The 13954-nt window shown below is 72.3% G+C and carries 15 protein-coding genes; 5 read left to right on the forward strand and 10 right to left on the reverse strand.

Annotation, left to right across the window (positions count from 1 at the left end; genetic code table 11):
• Positions 1–93 precede the first annotated feature (93 nt).
• Positions 94–726: a TetR/AcrR family transcriptional regulator gene (locus OG904_RS00715; protein ID WP_405486234.1), complete on the forward strand. Its 633-nt coding sequence runs from the start codon at positions 94–96 to the stop codon at positions 724–726.
• A 235-nt stretch (positions 727–961) separates the two neighbouring features.
• Here OG904_RS00715 and OG904_RS00720 read toward each other — a convergent pair whose 3' ends face one another.
• Together OG904_RS00720 and OG904_RS00725 are read right to left on the reverse strand one after the other, a co-directional pair.
• The gene (locus tag OG904_RS00720) at positions 962–1501 is read right to left on the reverse strand and encodes a TerD family protein (RefSeq protein ID WP_405486236.1); all 540 of its coding nucleotides are present in this window, start codon (positions 1499–1501) and stop codon (positions 962–964) included.
• A gap of 200 nt (positions 1502–1701) precedes the next feature.
• The gene (locus tag OG904_RS00725) at positions 1702–2826 is read right to left on the reverse strand and encodes a hypothetical protein (RefSeq protein WP_405486238.1); all 1125 of its coding nucleotides are present in this window, start codon (positions 2824–2826) and stop codon (positions 1702–1704) included.
• A gap of 241 nt (positions 2827–3067) precedes the next feature.
• Here OG904_RS00725 and OG904_RS00730 point away from each other — a divergent pair, with 241 nt between their 5' ends.
• Entirely contained in the window at positions 3068–3880 is an 813-nt protein-coding gene (locus OG904_RS00730) for a glutamate ABC transporter substrate-binding protein (RefSeq protein WP_405486240.1), read from the forward strand.
• Here the strand turns inward: OG904_RS00730 and OG904_RS00735 are convergent.
• A complete protein-coding gene (locus OG904_RS00735; protein WP_405486242.1) occupies positions 3864–4826 on the reverse strand; it encodes an SMP-30/gluconolactonase/LRE family protein in 963 nt (320 codons plus the stop codon). The two genes, OG904_RS00730 and OG904_RS00735, sit on opposite strands and share 17 nt — an antisense overlap.
• Before the next feature lie 221 nt (positions 4827–5047).
• Entirely contained in the window at positions 5048–5614 is a 567-nt protein-coding gene (locus OG904_RS00740) for a DJ-1/PfpI family protein (protein WP_405486244.1), read from the reverse strand.
• A 236-nt stretch (positions 5615–5850) separates the two neighbouring features.
• Here OG904_RS00740 and OG904_RS00745 point away from each other — a divergent pair, with 236 nt between their 5' ends.
• Positions 5851–6705, forward strand: a complete 855-nt coding sequence (locus OG904_RS00745) for an endonuclease I family protein (RefSeq protein WP_405486246.1) — start codon at positions 5851–5853, stop codon at positions 6703–6705.
• Between the two features lie 41 nt (positions 6706–6746).
• Here the strand turns inward: OG904_RS00745 and OG904_RS00750 are convergent, their stop codons facing one another.
• The 4 genes from OG904_RS00750 to OG904_RS00765 form a co-directional block, all read right to left on the reverse strand.
• Complete coding sequence (locus OG904_RS00750; protein ID WP_405486248.1) at positions 6747–7184, reverse strand: GNAT family N-acetyltransferase; 438 nt, start codon at positions 7182–7184, stop codon at positions 6747–6749.
• A 47-nt stretch (positions 7185–7231) separates the two neighbouring features.
• Positions 7232–8860 (reverse strand): beta-N-acetylhexosaminidase, encoded by a 1629-nt coding sequence (locus OG904_RS00755; protein ID WP_405486250.1) that lies wholly within the window; start codon positions 8858–8860, stop codon positions 7232–7234.
• Between the two features lie 73 nt (positions 8861–8933).
• Positions 8934–9368, reverse strand: a complete 435-nt coding sequence (locus tag OG904_RS00760) for a heme-binding protein (protein WP_405486252.1) — start codon at positions 9366–9368, stop codon at positions 8934–8936.
• A gap of 70 nt (positions 9369–9438) precedes the next feature.
• Complete coding sequence (locus OG904_RS00765) at positions 9439–10686, reverse strand: MFS transporter (RefSeq protein WP_405486254.1); 1248 nt, start codon at positions 10684–10686, stop codon at positions 9439–9441.
• Positions 10687–10935: 249 nt separating this feature from the next.
• Here OG904_RS00765 and OG904_RS00770 point away from each other — a divergent pair, with 249 nt between their 5' ends.
• Positions 10936–11406 (forward strand): MarR family winged helix-turn-helix transcriptional regulator, encoded by a 471-nt coding sequence (locus OG904_RS00770; RefSeq protein ID WP_405486256.1) that lies wholly within the window; start codon positions 10936–10938, stop codon positions 11404–11406.
• Between the two features lie 57 nt (positions 11407–11463).
• Here the strand turns inward: OG904_RS00770 and OG904_RS00775 are convergent, their stop codons facing one another.
• The gene (locus OG904_RS00775) at positions 11464–12126 is read right to left on the reverse strand and encodes a phosphotransferase (RefSeq protein ID WP_405486258.1); all 663 of its coding nucleotides are present in this window, start codon (positions 12124–12126) and stop codon (positions 11464–11466) included.
• 102 nt (positions 12127–12228) lie between these two features.
• Positions 12229–12771 carry an ArsR/SmtB family transcription factor gene (locus tag OG904_RS00780; RefSeq protein ID WP_405486260.1) on the reverse strand — a complete coding sequence of 181 codons (543 nt, stop codon included), beginning with the start codon at positions 12769–12771 and terminating at the stop codon, positions 12229–12231.
• 57 nt (positions 12772–12828) lie between these two features.
• Between OG904_RS00780 and OG904_RS00785 the strand changes: the two genes are divergently transcribed.
• Positions 12829–13734, forward strand: a complete 906-nt coding sequence (locus OG904_RS00785) for a S41 family peptidase (protein ID WP_405486262.1) — start codon at positions 12829–12831, stop codon at positions 13732–13734.
• Positions 13735–13954: the final 220 nt, after the last annotated feature.

The raw sequence follows: 13954 nt of genomic DNA on the forward strand, positions 1-13954 counted from the left end.
TAGACTTTCATTGGAGTCCGTTGCGGCGCGACCGATTTACCGCCCCGCAGACCCGCACGAGCAGCACCGAGCAGCACCGAGGAGAGCCGCACCATGACGTCGCCGACGCCGGAAGCCGCCCCGGCCCCCGCGCGCCGCTCCAAGATCAGCCCGGAGCGGGAGCGGCAGTTCTACGACGCCGTCCTGGACCAGTTGCGCGAGGACGGCTACGAGGCGCTGACCATGGAGAAGATCGCCGCGCGGGCCAGCTGCGGCAAGTCCACGCTCTACCGGCAGTGGAAGACCAAGCCCCAGCTCGTCGCCGCCGCCCTGCGCGCGGACCGGCGCGGGACGCTGGCGGCGGTGGACACCGGGACCCTGGCGGGAGACCTGCGCGAGGCGGCCCGGATCGCGGCCTACACCTCGGGGCGCGACACCCGGCTGACACAGGCCCTCGGGGTGGCGGTGCTCAGCGACGAGGAGCTGAAGGCGGCCCTGCGCGAGGCGCTGGTGGAGCCCGAGCTGGCGGCGTTCGACGCCATCGTGGAGCGGGCCGTGGAGCGGGGAGAGCTGGCCCCCGGGCATCCGGCGGTGGAGTTCCTGCCCGCGCAGCTCATGGGCGTCCTGCGGATCCGGCCCGTACTGGAGGGGCGCTACGCCGACTCCGAGTACCTCGTACGGTTCGTCGACGCCTGCCTGCTGCCGGCGCTGGGCGTGGCCCCGCGGGCCTCCGCGCAGACCCCCTGAACCGGCCGGCCGCCGTTCCCGATGACCGGACGGCGACCTGCCCGCGCTGCCTCGTGGGGACGGTGGCAGCGCACCACCGGGCCGGGCGGCGGGCACTCCCTCGCGGAGTGCCCGCCGACCGGCCCGTACGGTGACCAGCCCGACCGGTCCGTACGGTGACCGGGCCCGACCGGTCCGTACGGTGACCAGCCCGACCGCCGCGTACGGTGACCGGCGCGCCCGGCCCGTACGGTGATCAGCCCCGGGCCGCGCCCATCACCCGGGCGAACTCCTCCGGGCCGGTGCCGAAGCTCCGGAGCGCCGGGTTCAGCGACCAGACGCCCGAGGCGTCGCGGGTGAACTCGGCGACCGTCACGGCGCTCGCGGTGGCCACGCCCGCGAAGTCGTCCACGGCGAGGTCGGTGTAGCCCTCCCGGATGCGCAGCCCCGTCCTCGCGACGTCGGCGAAGGTCAGCGGCGGACCCTCACCCGCCTGCTGCTGGATCATCACGCCCACCACCACACGGCTCAGCTCCACCGCGATCCGGTCCAGTTCGAGGGTCATCACCTCGTCGAAGCCGAGCCCCTGGCCGGTCCGGCTGTCCCGGTTCAGCGTGATGGTGCCGTCGGGGGACCGGCTGCCGAAGTGCACGAGGTGGACGGGCTCCCCGTACGGGTCGGCGGCGGCGTAGACCCCGGCGAGTATGTCGAGGTCGTGGACGGGCGCGCCCGCAGGGCTGGGATCCCACTTCAGGGCGATCTCCACCTTGGCCAGGCCCTTGCGTACTCCGCTCACCGAACTCCCCCTCCACCTCACGTCTGTTGCCCTCCCATGCTGTCACGTGTCCGTCCGCCGGACCCGAACGACCGTACGTTCCCGGCCAGTCCGCCAGGACCTGCCGGGCCCACGACCTGCCGGGCCCACGACCTGCCGCGCCCACCCCGCCCGCCGGTTCCACGAGACGCCCCGGCCCCACCCGCCCTGGCCCGCGTTTCCTACCAGTCGCCGTCCTGGACCGGCCGGCCCGGCCGGGGGGTCTTGCCCAGGGGCCTGATCTGCCCGGGGGCGGGATCGGACCAGGGGGTGTCATCGGTGCCGAGCCATTCGCCCACCGGCTCCACCCCGCTCAGGGCGTCGGCGGGGGCGAGGTCGGTGGCCTGCTCGTCGTAGTGGTCGAACCACGGCAGCCCGGCCTTGGTGTAGGCGGCCCGGTCCACCGGGGAGGGCGGCGGTTCCTCACCGGTGATCCGGCGCCACGCGGGCGGGGGCACCAGGTGTACGAAGACCCGCGCGGCCGGCTCGTCCGCCCAGTCCCGCAGCTTCCGGTCGTCGCGGTACACCTCCTGGCGCATGGCCCCGCCGACACCGAGCCCCATCGCCGGAGCCGCCTGCGGGGCCCCCGCGCGGAACCGGGTGGCCGGGCCACCGGCCGAGCCGGGCGGCGCTCCCGGAGGTCCGCCCGGGGCGGGCGCCGCCATCGGCATCGCCGGAGCGGCCCCGTAGCCGCCCGCGGGGCCGCCCGGCGGGACGGTCCCGTACAGGCCGCCGCCCTGACGGGGCAGGGTGGCCGCGCGCTGCCGCTCCTCCTCCCGCCAGCGCGCCAGCGCCTTCGGGCCGAGCGGGAACGCCTGGAGCTGGACGCCGCCCGTGGTCTCCTCCCCGGTGACCTGGCCCTCGACGGTGGCGCCGAGCCCGAGGGGGACGGCGACGAACTGGCGGACCGTGCCCCTGCCCGAGTTGATCCCGTCCAGCCACGGCTGGCGCGGCAGTACGAGGTAGTTCTGCGGCCGGCGCCCGAGCGTGCCCGTCCACCGCTCACCGGAGACGGCGCACACCTTGCCGACCCCGACCTGGAGGGCGGTGGGCTGCCGGCTCCCGCCGAAGGCGAGCCACATCGCCTCGCGCAGGTACACGGGGAGCATCACCCCGCCCTTGGCGAGCCAGTCCGCGGGCACCGTGTCCGGATGGTCCTCCACCCGCCGCAGCGGAAACTCGCCCAGCCCCGGTGGCAGATTGTGCGTGCCCGACTCCGGCAGCCGCAGCGTCCGCATGAACCTGACCTGCGCCCCCTCGCCCAGCAGCAGGGCGTTCCCCTCGACCCTCGTCCCGCCGTCGGCCATGCGACCGGCTCCTCTCCCGTACAGGACCGGATGCGCCGCGTGATCTGCCGCCGTTCCGGATCGTGACCCTCAAGCTTTGCTCAGATGCCGTGACACCGCGCCCGGCAAGTTCCTAGCTTCCTCATATACGCGCCCCCCTGCCTCCGCGGTTCCCCGTACCCCGGCCCGGTCCTGGCGCACCCCCGCGCTACCCCGCGCACCCGTGTACCCGCGATCCGGGTACCCCAGGAAAGAGTGCAGCATGAAGGTTCCCAAGGTCGGCGCGGTTGCCGCAGTGATCGGTCTCGTCCTGACCGCATCCGGGTGCGTCGGTGGCGACGATTCCAAGGGGACCCTCGCCATCGGGATCAAGTTCGACCAGCCCGGCGTCGGCATGCGCGAGCCCGACGGCACCTACACCGGCTTCGACGTGGACGTGGCCAGGTACATCGCGAAGGAGCTCGGCTACAAGCCGGACCGGATCGAGTTCAAGCAGGTCTACAGCAACGACCGCGAGCTCCTCATCCAGTACAACGAGGTCGAATTCGTCGCGGCGAGCTACTCGATCAACGACAAGCGCAAGGAGAAGGTCGACTTCGCCGGCCCGTACTTCCTCGCGCACCAGGACCTGCTGGTCCGCGCCGACGACGCCACCATCACCAAGGCCGAAGACCTCAACAACAAGCGGCTCTGCTCGGTGACCGGCTCGACCTCGGCCGAGAACATCAAGAAGAACCTGGCCCCCAAGGCGAGCCTCCTGGAGCTCCCCGGCTACTCCGAGTGCCTCGTCGCCCTGCAGGACCGCCTGGTCGACGCCATGACCACGGACAATTCCATCCTGGCCGGCTACAGCGCCCGCAAGGGCAACGAGGGCAAGTTCAGGCTGGTCGGGCTGAGCCTGAGCAGCGAGAACTACGGGATCGGCATGAAGAAGGGGAAGACCGAGCTCCAGGGCAAGATCAACGAGGCGATCCGCAAGATGGTCGCGGACGGCTCCTGGGAACGGGCCGTGAAGAAGAACTTCGGCGCGGACTACAAGTACGAGCCGGCCCCCGCCGTCACATCGGGCAGCTGACGACCGTCGAGGAAGTGGCCGGGTCCGACCAGTCGGCGTCGAAGCGGGCGTTGACCACGTAGAGCCGGCCGCCGTGGACCGCCGCCGTGGTCGGCTCGTCGAAGCGCGGGTCGGTGATCCGCTTGACGAAGCGGGCCCGGCGGCCGTCCACGCTCAGGGTGAACACGTCCACGGCATAGGCCCAGTTGCGTACGACGTACAGCGTGCGCCCGTGCACCACGAGCCCGTCGCCGTTGCCGACCGAGCCGCCGTCGAGCACGGTCCGGGTGGCGGCGCCGGTCCGCGGGTCGATGCGGAACAGGGCCTCGGCCGTGTCGTGCACCACGAGCAGGGCCCGGCCGTCGGGGGTCCGCTCGATGCCGTTGGCGCCCCAGTGCTCGCCGCCGGGCGGGACCGGGGCCCACTCGCCGCCGAGCCGCAGCGCGCGGGGGGCGGCGCCCGGGCCGGTGAGTTCGCGGCCGGCCGGCAGGAAGTACAGGACGTCCGCGAAGGAGTCGGTGAACCAGGCGCCTCCGCAGCCGACGACGACGTCGTTGATGAACGCCGTTCCCGTCGCGGCCTGGTGGGTGGCCAGAACCCGCCCGTCCCCGGCGTCGATCACGCGGATCTGCCCGCTGTCGCCGCCCGCGACCAGCAGGCGCCCGCGGGAGTCGGTCTTGAGGCCGACCGAGATCGGGCCCCCGCCCCGGGTGATGATCCGGCCCGCGCCGGTGGCGAGGTCGAAGCGGTAGATCGAGCCGTCGATCAGCGAGCCCGTGTAGGCCGTGCCGCCCGCGGAGACGGCGATCCCCTCGGGCTGGAACCCCGCCGGGGTGGCGATCGCGTCGGGCCGGGGCGGCCGGGCGCTCTGCGCCTGCGCGAGCGGGGCTCCGGCACCGACGACGGCGGCGCCTCCCAGAGCCGCTGCCGCACCGATGAACCCGCGTCGCCCCAAGGTTCCAGACATGATTGTCCCCCTCAACTGCCTTGCGAACCAGACGTGTTGACCCGCCCACCACATCACACCGATCGCTTTCCGGCAGTCCCCCGTCAGGATCTTTCACAAAGGGACGGGGAACCTCACCCTCCCCGGACGGCCGGGGCCGGCGACGGGGAGAGCGAGGAGGAGGAGTCCGGGGAGCCCGGGGAGCCCCGGCCGAGCGGGGTGCCCCGGACTCCGCGGCCCGATCAGGCCAGCGGGGCCTTGCCGCGCAGGACGGTCAGGAACTCCCGCATCCAGGCCGAGTGGTCGGGCCACGCGCGGGCCGACACCAGCGTGCCGTCGACCACGGCCTCGGAGTCCTCGAACTCGGCCCCGGCGGCCTTCATGTCGAGCTCCAGCGCCGGATAGGCGGTGACCCGGCGCCCGTCGAGCACGCCGGCCGCCGCGGTGATCAGCGGGCCGTGGCAGATCTGTGCGATCGGCTTGTCGGAACCGGCGAAGGCGGCCAGGATCCGCCGCACCTCGGGGTCGTTGCGCAGGTACTCCGGGGCGCGCCCGCCGGGTACGACGAGCGCCGCGTACTCCCCCGGGTCCACGTCGGCGAAGGCGATGTCGGCGGGCCAGGTGTAGCCGGGCTTCTCGGTGTAGGTGTCGAAGCCCTCCTCGAAGTCGTGCACCACGAACCGGAGTTTCTTCACCGTCGGCGCCGCGATGTGGACCTCGTACCCTTCCTCGCGCAGGCGCTGGTAGGGGTAGAGGACCTCCAGCGACTCCGCCGCGTCGCCGGTCACGATGAGGATCTTCACTGCCATGGGCTGCTCCTGGTGGGGCTGTTCACGGTGTGGGCTCCGTCACCGTGCACGCGCCGCCGGATTCTGCCAAGGGATTCTTGCGCCAATCACCCGAACGACGCGCGTAGAAAGTCCGGACTCCCGACACGTGGTTTTTACCTGTAGGGCACATGACAATGTGAGCCTCGCTCTGCCACCTGATGCCCCGCCAATTCCCCGGGCGGGAGCGGTGCGTGTGGAGAGGTACCCCCCACCTGATGAGAATCTCGCGTCTGACTCCATGGGCTGCCGGCTTCGCGGCGGCCTCCCTGCTGCTGCTCCCGGCCTCCGCCACGGCCGGCCAGCGGACCGCGGCCGGCGCCCCCGGGGACGCCCCGGCGTCCTCGGTGCAAGCGGCCCCGGCGTCGGCGGCGGTCTCCGCGTCAGCCATCGACACCTACTACGCCGCTGCCGAGGGCAAGACCGGCGCCGCGCTCAAGACGGCGCTGCACAACATCATCAAGACCCAGTCCAAGGTGACGTACGACGGCGTGTGGAACGCCCTGAAGGTCACCGACCAGGACCCGGCGAACCCCAACAACGTCATCCTGGTCTACTCGGGCCGCTCCCAGTCCAAGTCCACCAACGGCGGCGGTGTCAACGACTGGAACCGTGAGCACGTCTGGGCCAAGAGCCACGGCGACTTCGGCACCGCCACCGGCCCGGGAACGGATCTGCACCACCTCAGGCCCGAGGACGTCACCGTCAACAGCACGCGCGGGAACAAGGACTTCGACAAGGGCGGCAGCCCGGTCGCCGAGGCCCCCGGCAGCTTCACCGACTCCGACTCCTTCGAGCCGCGGGACGCGGTCAAGGGCGACGTCGCGCGCATGCTCCTCTACATGGCCGTGCGCTACGACGGCGGCGACGGCTTCGCCGACCTGGAAGTGAACGACAAGGTCAACAACGGCAGCGCGCCCGCCATCGGCCGGATCAGCGTCCTGAAGCAGTGGAACCTGCAGGACCCGCCGGACGCCTTCGAGCAGCGTCGCAACCAGGTCATATTCGACACCTACCAGCACAACCGGAACCCGTTCATCGACCACCCGGAGTGGGTCAACTCCATCTGGTAGGCCTGCGCCGGACCGGGCGGGGCGGCCCCCGCCGCCCCGCCCTACTGCCGGCCGAGGACCATCCACTTGTCCGGGGCCGCCAGCGGCTCGAAGCCGACCTTGGCGTAGACGCCGTGGGCGTCCCCCGTGGCCAGCAGGATCCGGCGCAGACCGTACGGGGCGAGGTGGTCACGCACCGCCCCCGCCAGGGCCGTGCCGAGCCCCTTGCCCCGCGCGTCCGGGTCCACGTACACGTCGCAGAGCCAGGCGAAGGTGGCCAGGTCGGTCACGACGCGGGCGTAGGCCACCTGCGTGCCGGAGACCCGGTCGTAGACCCCGTAGTTGAGCGAGCCGTCGATCGCGGCGTCCTGCTTCTCCCGGCTCCGCCCAAGGGCCCAGTAGGCGTCCTCGGACAGCCACCGGTGGATCAGCGTCCGGTCGAGCCGTCCGGGGTCGGTGGAGATCTCATGACCTCCGGGCGAGGGCAGTTCACTGTTCATCCCCGCATCCAAGCAACACGGCCCCGCGCCTGACCAGTGAAATATGCCTACAGGCGGTCGGCGAGCGCCTTGAAGGCCGGCCAGGTGAGGGCCGGGGTCCGGGAGTCCCAGACCTTCTGGGACAGGGCCGCCAGCGGAAGCCGGATGCCCGCCGCGACCTGGGCCTGCGTCTGGGCTCCGGCCAGGTCGCACCAGACGGCGAAGCGGGCACCGAGGATCTGGTCCGCGTACCGCGCGGGCACGGCCGTGGTGCCGCGCAGCACCAGCGGGGTCCACTGCTCGTAGATGCGCCGGCCGTCGGGGTACGTGAACTGGTTGGGCTGCCCCAGCACGTAGTAGAGGTACTCGTCGTTGAGGTTGACCAGGTCACGGCCCTCCCGGAGGTACTCCAGCGGTGGCCTGGCCCCGCCCTCCTTGCCGGTCCAGTACTCGACCTGGATGTCCTTCGCGGGCTGGACGACCCCGCCGGTGAAGAAGCCGTCGTTCCACGCGGCCGGCTGCCGGCCCGCCGAACGGACCACGTCCGCACGGTCGTTCAGCCAGCCCGTCGTCAGGTCCCGGACCCGCGCGCCGGGCCCGAACCGCTGCCGGGCGGCGGCCGCGAGCTGCGGGAAGGAGGTCTGCGGGTCCTTGTAGACCAGCGCCTGATATTCGTCCGCGCCGAGGTTCCAGATCGCGCCGGGGAACAGCGGCAGGTACTCGCGCAGGAGCTGGTCCACGAGTTTCACGGCCGCCGGGTTCGATATGTCGACGGCGCCCTTGACCGCCCGCCCCTGGGAGTCGCTCAGTTGCAGCCCCGGGTACGCCCGCAGGACCGCCCCGAGGTGGCCCGGTGAGTCGATCTCGGGGATGACCGTGATGTGCAGGCGGGCGGCTAGGCCCGTGATCTCGCGCACCTGCGCCTTGGTGAGGTGGGGAGTGGAGACGATCTCGGGGTGGGTGGCGGACTCGATCCGGAAGGCCTGGTCGTCGGAGAAGTGCAGGCCGAGCTGGTTCAGTTTCAGATCGGCCATCTCGCGCAGCCGGTCCTCGATCCAGTCCGGGGTGAAGTACTTGCGGGCGATGTCGAGGTTCAGTCCGCGCTGCGGCTTGGCCGGTGCGTCGCGGACCGTGCCCTCCGGGGCCGAACCGCCGCCGCCCACCTCCTGTTTGAGGGTGCGGGTGCCGTAGAACACCCCGGCCTCGTCGGGGCCGGCTATCCGGACCTGCCCGTCGTGCACGGTGAGGGTGTACGACTCGGGCGCCCCGGAGTTCTTGGCCCCCAGTGCGAGCTGCACGTCCCCGCGGCGCGGTGCGTCGGTCTCGGCGAATCCCATGCGCAGTTCACCGGCCAGCAGCTTGCCCTCGTCCGACAGGGCCGCACTGTCGGACGGCGCTACGACGACCCGTGCGCCGGGACCGGGCCGCCAGCCGGGGCCGCGGGCCGGTACGTGTTCCCGTACGGCCGGGACGGTGCGCGGGGCGGTGGACAGCGGGTAGGAGGGCGTCGGCGAGGGGGCGGTGGGTGGGGCGGGCGGGGTGGTGGCCGCCGGGGGTGCCGAGGTGGGGGCCGGGGCGCTGGCTTCGCCCGGGGCGGCACCGGCCGCGCAGCCCGGTACGGCGACGAGGGAGACCAGCGCGGCGGCAACGGCCGTCGCGCCGGCGTGGCTCCGCCGGTACTGCTTCGTCTGCCGCATCGCGCATCGCAACCCGTCTCCCCCGTACCAACCTGGCACGGGGGAGACGGGTGCGCGACCCGGGCGGGAGGGGTCAGGCCAGTGCGCCGAGCGCGGTCGCGGCGAAGCCGTGGTCCTGGGCGGGCGCGCCGCCGCCCACGCCGATGGCCCCGATGAGCCGGCCGTCGCGGTGGACGGGCAGCCCTCCCGCGATGAACAGCAGCGGGCGGTCGAGGGCGGTGGGCAGGGTGTGGAAGGGACCGCCGGGCTGGACGGCTTCGACCAGGTCGGCGGTCGGGGCGTCCAGCTGGAGCGCGGTGAAGGCCTTGCGGGTGCTGGTCTCGCCGGAGATCAGGACGGCCCGGTCGTCGCGCCGGAAGGCGAGCAGGTGGCCGCCCGCGTCGAGGACGCTCACGCTGACCGCGACCCCGGCCGCGTCGGCGGCGGCCGTGGCGGCGGCGACGAGCGCCTCGGCGTCCGTGGTGGTCAGGGGGGCTACGGCGGTGCGGGTGGTGGTGGCGCTGGACATGAGGGGGTTCTCCTGTGAATGAACTGGTACGACGGGGCGGGGGTGGGGCGGAGTCAGTGGTCGGGTGGGGTCAGTGGTGGGCCGGGGCGGCCGCCGCTGCCGCCGGGGTGTCGGCGGCGACGACCCGGCTGCGGACCGCGTTGCCCGCGGCGTCCGCGTAGCCCGTGCGGGTTCCCGTACGCCGTTCCAGCGCGCCGGAGACGAGGGCGAGGACCAGGGCGGAGGCGGCCAGCGCCGCGCCGACCCAGTTCGGGGCGGTCCAGCCGAGCCCGGCGGCGATGACGAGTCCGCCGAGCCAGGCGGCCAGGGCGTTGCCGAGGTTGAAGGCGCCGATGTTGACGGCGGAGGCGAGGGTGGGGGCGCCCGCCGCCTGGTCGAGGACGCGCTTCTGCAGCGGCGGCACGGTGGCGAAGCCGAGGGCGCCGATGAGGAAGATGGTGACGGCCGCGCCGCCCTTGGTGTGGGCGGTGAGGGTGAAGGCGGCCAGGACCACGGCGAGTGCGCCCAGCGAGGTGTACAGCATCGGCATCAGCGCTCGGTCGGCGAAGCGGCCGCCGACGAGGTTGCCCGCGACCATGCCGAGGCCGAGGAGGACGAGCAGCCAGGTGACGGAGGTGTCGGCGAACCCGGCGACGCCGGTCATCATCGGCGTGATGTAGGTGATGGCGGCGAAGACCCCGCCGAAGCCGAGGACGGTCATCCCCATCGCCAGGAGCACCTGGACGTTGCGGAAGGCGGCCAGCTCGTGGCGGATCCGTACGCCCCCGGGGCGGGGCAGGTCGGGGACGAGCCGCGCGATGCCGAGCAGGCCGAGGAGGCCGAGCGAGGCGACGATCAGGAAGGTGACGCGCCAGCCGAGGTGCTGGCCGACCAGAGTGCCGAGGGGGACGCCGACGACGTTGGCCACGGTGAGGCCGGTGAACATCATGGCGATGGCTCCGGCCTTCTTCTCGGGGGCGACGAGCTCGGCGGCGACGACGGCGCCGATGCCGAAGAAGGCACCGTGGGCGAGGGAGGCGACGACACGTCCGGCGAGCATGATCCCGAAGGCGGGGGCGAGTGCGGAGAGCACGTTGCCCGCGATGAACAGGCCCATGAGCAGCATCAGCATCCGCTTGCGCGGGATGCGGGTGCCCAGGACGGTCATCAGCGGCGCGCCGAGGACCACGCCGAGGGCGTAGCCGGTGACCAGGAATCCGGCGGTGGGGATCGAGACGCCGTAGGTGCCGGCGACCTCGGGGAGCAGGCCCATGATCACGAACTCGGTGGTGCCGATCCCGAAGGCGCCGATGGCGAGTGCGAGGAGAGCGAGAGGCATGAGGGGGGGTGCCCTTCAGGGGAGGGTGCGGGTGGTGCTGCGCGATCGGCGCCCGAGGGGGCGGCGGTGGCCGCGCCGGTTGCGGAAGGGGCGGCGACGGCCGGAGGTACTGCCGCGACGCGCCGCCACTGCTGGATTGCCACGGCGGGTTGCCTGCGTCCACATTAATTGCAGACGCGGGATATTTGCAAGCGCGGGCAATTGCAGACGTGCCCTATCCTGGAGTCCCACGCCTTCGAGGAGGAGCCCATGACGGCCACGGACAGCGCACTCACCGCCCTCTCCCAGGGCTGGTGCGCCCTCTCCCTCCTGCACGGGCGGATCGAGACGCACATCGAGCGCGCGCTCCAGTCGGGACACGGCCTGAGCGTGCGCGAGTACTCCCTGCTCGACGTCCTCAGCCGCCAGCACAGCGGTCCCGGCGGCCACCTGCGCATGCACCAGGTCGCGGACGCGGTGGTGCTCAGCCAGAGCGCGACGACCCGCCTGGTCAGCCGGCTGGAGGACCGCGGGCTGCTGAGCCGCTATCTCTGCGACACCGACCGTCGGGGCATCTACACCGACGTCAGCCCGGCCGGCCTGACCCTCCTGACCGAGGCCCGTCCCACCAACGACACCGCTCTGCGCGAAGCCCTCGAGGCGGCCGCGCACACACCGGAGCTCGCCCCGCTGGTGGCCGCCGTGAAGAACACCCCGACGGCCGGGGCCCGGGCCGTCTAGGGCGACCGGGGCGACCGGGGCGACCGGGGCGATCCTTCCGGAGGTCGCCGGGGCGCCTCAGGAACCAGCCGTCCCGGTGATCAGGGCCACCGCCTCCTCGAGCCTGCCGGTTTCCGCCGGGCTGAGCGTCGGGTTCGCGGCGCGCCGCGCCCTGGCCTCCTCGAGGTGCGCCTCTTCTACGCCGCCGAGGTGCCGTAGCAGCGAGGAGAGCACGGAGCGGGCCCCCACGGCCACGGCGGGCACGGTGAGGGCGGCCTGCGCCAGGATCAGTGCGGCCATCGCCGAGTCCAGACCGGGCGGGCCCTCCGCCGTGGTGGACCAGTCGATCACCACCGGTCCCTGCGGCGTCAGCATGACGTTCTCGGGATGAAGGTCCAGGTGCAGGACCCGGTGCCCGGGGTCTGCCGACAGGCGCGCCGGGATCGCGTGGAGGCTCCGCAGCAACTCCGCGAGCATCTCCCCCGCCCGTTCACCCGTGAGCGCCCCGTCGAGCAGGGCCTCGACCATGGTCCTTCCGGCGAGCCGCTGCATCACCAGCTCCCCCGGGGCCGTTCCCGGCCAGACGGCGGGAACAGGAAACCCGCGCTCCGCCAGGTACGCCATGACGGCGAACTCATCCGTGGTGTCCCCACCACCCCGGTAGCGCCGCAGCACCCGGCCGTCGTCCAGCGCGAACACGTCCGCCGTCCGGCCGGCCCCCACCAGCTCGCCGATCTTCATGCCGAGGAACCTACTCGGTGCGGGACGGTCAACGACAGCCGTCTCCGAGATCAGTTGCCGGCCTGGGCCGCGTTTCGGATCGGGGTTCGCGGCCGCTCCAGCCTAGCCGGAACTGGTGGTGTCGGCCGGCAGGGCCTGCTGGTAGAGCGCTACCAACACGCCGTACAGAGGCTGGTCTTCTGTGTCTCCCCCGGCCTCATCGACCAGTTTGGCCAGGGTCTCGGCGAGTTCTCTTGCCCTCGTGGGGCTCAGACGCAGGTGACGCAGGGTCAGGTGGGGCTCGGCGGGTGAGGAGTCCAGCTCCTGGGCGAACACGGCGAGCGTCGTGGCGGTGCCGGCCGCTCGGGGTTCGGCGACGACCGTGCGGCGGGCCGTGCGCTGGTGGTACTGCTCGGTGCCGCCGCGGACCTGGCGGGTCCCTGCGATGTGGACCAGCCCGGCTTCGCGGAGCACTTTGAGGTGGTGGGCCACGTTGCCCTTCTTCGCGTCGAGCTGCGCCGCAAGCTGTCTGATGGTGGCCGGCCGGTGGCCCAGGGCGAAGAGCAACCGCTGACGCAACGGGTGCGCGAGTGCCGCGAACTGCTCAGGCGCAACGATCTCCAGAACGCCCTCCGGGGGCGGCAGACGGCGAGGCTGATCCCGCATGCGGAAAGTGTCTAATTTCGTTGACGCTTTCGCAAGGGCGGTGCTCTACTCCCTGCCATGACGACTCCAACCAGGCTTCAGGCTGCACCTGTCATCGACGAGACGGCCCGGCTCCTGACCGAGCACTACGTATTCCCCGAGATAGCCGAGCAGCTCGCCGGCCTGCTGCAACGACGCCTCGCCGAGGGTGCCTATGACGTCGACGGCGCCGAGGAGCTCGCCCCGTTGGTCACCGCGGATCTGCAGTCCGTCAACGGCGACCGGCACCTGAGGCTGAAGCACCACGCCGAACCGGTGTCCCCGAAGCAGGGGGCGGCCACCCTGGACGCCATGCGCCGGGACTTCGACACCTCGCTGGGCGGTGCGCCGCGGGTGCAGTTGCTCGACGGAGGGGTCGCCGTGGTGGAGCTGGCACCGATGCTGTTTCCGCTGGAGTGGGCCGCCGAACCGCTGGGCGCCGCGCTCACCCTGGCCTCCCGCGCCCGGGCGCTGATCGTTGACCTTCGCGCCAACCGGGGCGGCGACCCGGACACGGTCGCCTTCGTCTGCAGCTACCTACTCGACGAGCGCACCCACCTCAACACCATGTACTGGCCCGGCGGCGAGCGCAGCGAGCAGTCCTGGAGCCTGCCGCACGTTCCCGGCGCACGCTTCGGCGGCAGCAAGCCGTTGTACGTGCTGTCCAGCGACAGCACCTTCTCTGCCGCTGAAGAGCTGGCGTACGACCTCCAGCAGCTCGGCCGCGCCGTGGTCGTCGGCGAGCGCACCCGTGGCGGCGCACATCCGTGCAAGGGCTGGACGGTGCACCCGCACCTGGAAGCCACCGTCCCCGTTGGCCGCGCCATCAATCCCGTCTCCGGCACGAACTGGGAGGGCACCGGCGTGCAGCCGGACGTCACTTGCCCTGCTGCCGACTCCCTCACCCACGCACACGCGCTGGCCCTCGCCCGACTGGCGGGCTGACCCCGTCCGGGGCTCCGGAGATCGGGCGCCACGCCGGTGAGGAATTGCCAAAATTCCTGCACCTCACATACAGATCATGAGGAATCACCAATTCCCGCACCCTACAAATAGATCATGCTGATTGTGTGTTTCAATCTGCTCGATTGGCAAAGGGGACCTGAGTAAGCGAGGAAGCAGACCCGGCCGGGCGAAGAATGCAGCGCCGGGTGCCGGTGGCGCG

Source organism: Streptomyces sp. NBC_00096 (genome assembly GCF_045041305.1).
In the GTDB taxonomy this organism is placed as follows: Bacteria; Actinomycetota; Actinomycetes; order Streptomycetales; family Streptomycetaceae; genus Streptomyces.

What these genes read in the sequence shown, in the direction of transcription:
- OG904_RS00775 (WP_405486258.1), bottom strand. Translation starts at nt 12,126, where the DNA reads ATGAAGATCGGCGAGCTGGTGGGGGCCGGCCGGACGGCGGACGTGTTC.
- OG904_RS00780 (WP_405486260.1), bottom strand. Translation starts at nt 12,771, where the DNA reads ATGCGGGATCAGCCTCGCCGTCTGCCGCCCCCGGAGGGCGTTCTGGAG.
- OG904_RS00770 (WP_405486256.1), top strand. Translation starts at nt 10,936, where the DNA reads ATGACGGCCACGGACAGCGCACTCACCGCCCTCTCCCAGGGCTGGTGC.
- OG904_RS00760 (WP_405486252.1), bottom strand. Translation starts at nt 9,368, where the DNA reads ATGTCCAGCGCCACCACCACCCGCACCGCCGTAGCCCCCCTGACCACC.
- OG904_RS00725 (WP_405486238.1), bottom strand. Translation starts at nt 2,826, where the DNA reads ATGGCCGACGGCGGGACGAGGGTCGAGGGGAACGCCCTGCTGCTGGGC.
- OG904_RS00755 (WP_405486250.1), bottom strand. Translation starts at nt 8,860, where the DNA reads ATGCGGCAGACGAAGCAGTACCGGCGGAGCCACGCCGGCGCGACGGCC.
- OG904_RS00765 (WP_405486254.1), bottom strand. Translation starts at nt 10,686, where the DNA reads ATGCCTCTCGCTCTCCTCGCACTCGCCATCGGCGCCTTCGGGATCGGC.
- OG904_RS00715 (WP_405486234.1), top strand. Translation starts at nt 94, where the DNA reads ATGACGTCGCCGACGCCGGAAGCCGCCCCGGCCCCCGCGCGCCGCTCC.
- OG904_RS00745 (WP_405486246.1), top strand. Translation starts at nt 5,851, where the DNA reads ATGAGAATCTCGCGTCTGACTCCATGGGCTGCCGGCTTCGCGGCGGCC.
- OG904_RS00735 (WP_405486242.1), bottom strand. Translation starts at nt 4,826, where the DNA reads ATGTCTGGAACCTTGGGGCGACGCGGGTTCATCGGTGCGGCAGCGGCT.
- OG904_RS00750 (WP_405486248.1), bottom strand. Translation starts at nt 7,184, where the DNA reads ATGAACAGTGAACTGCCCTCGCCCGGAGGTCATGAGATCTCCACCGAC.
- OG904_RS00730 (WP_405486240.1), top strand. Translation starts at nt 3,068, where the DNA reads ATGAAGGTTCCCAAGGTCGGCGCGGTTGCCGCAGTGATCGGTCTCGTC.
- OG904_RS00740 (WP_405486244.1), bottom strand. Translation starts at nt 5,614, where the DNA reads ATGGCAGTGAAGATCCTCATCGTGACCGGCGACGCGGCGGAGTCGCTG.
- OG904_RS00785 (WP_405486262.1), top strand. Translation starts at nt 12,829, where the DNA reads ATGACGACTCCAACCAGGCTTCAGGCTGCACCTGTCATCGACGAGACG.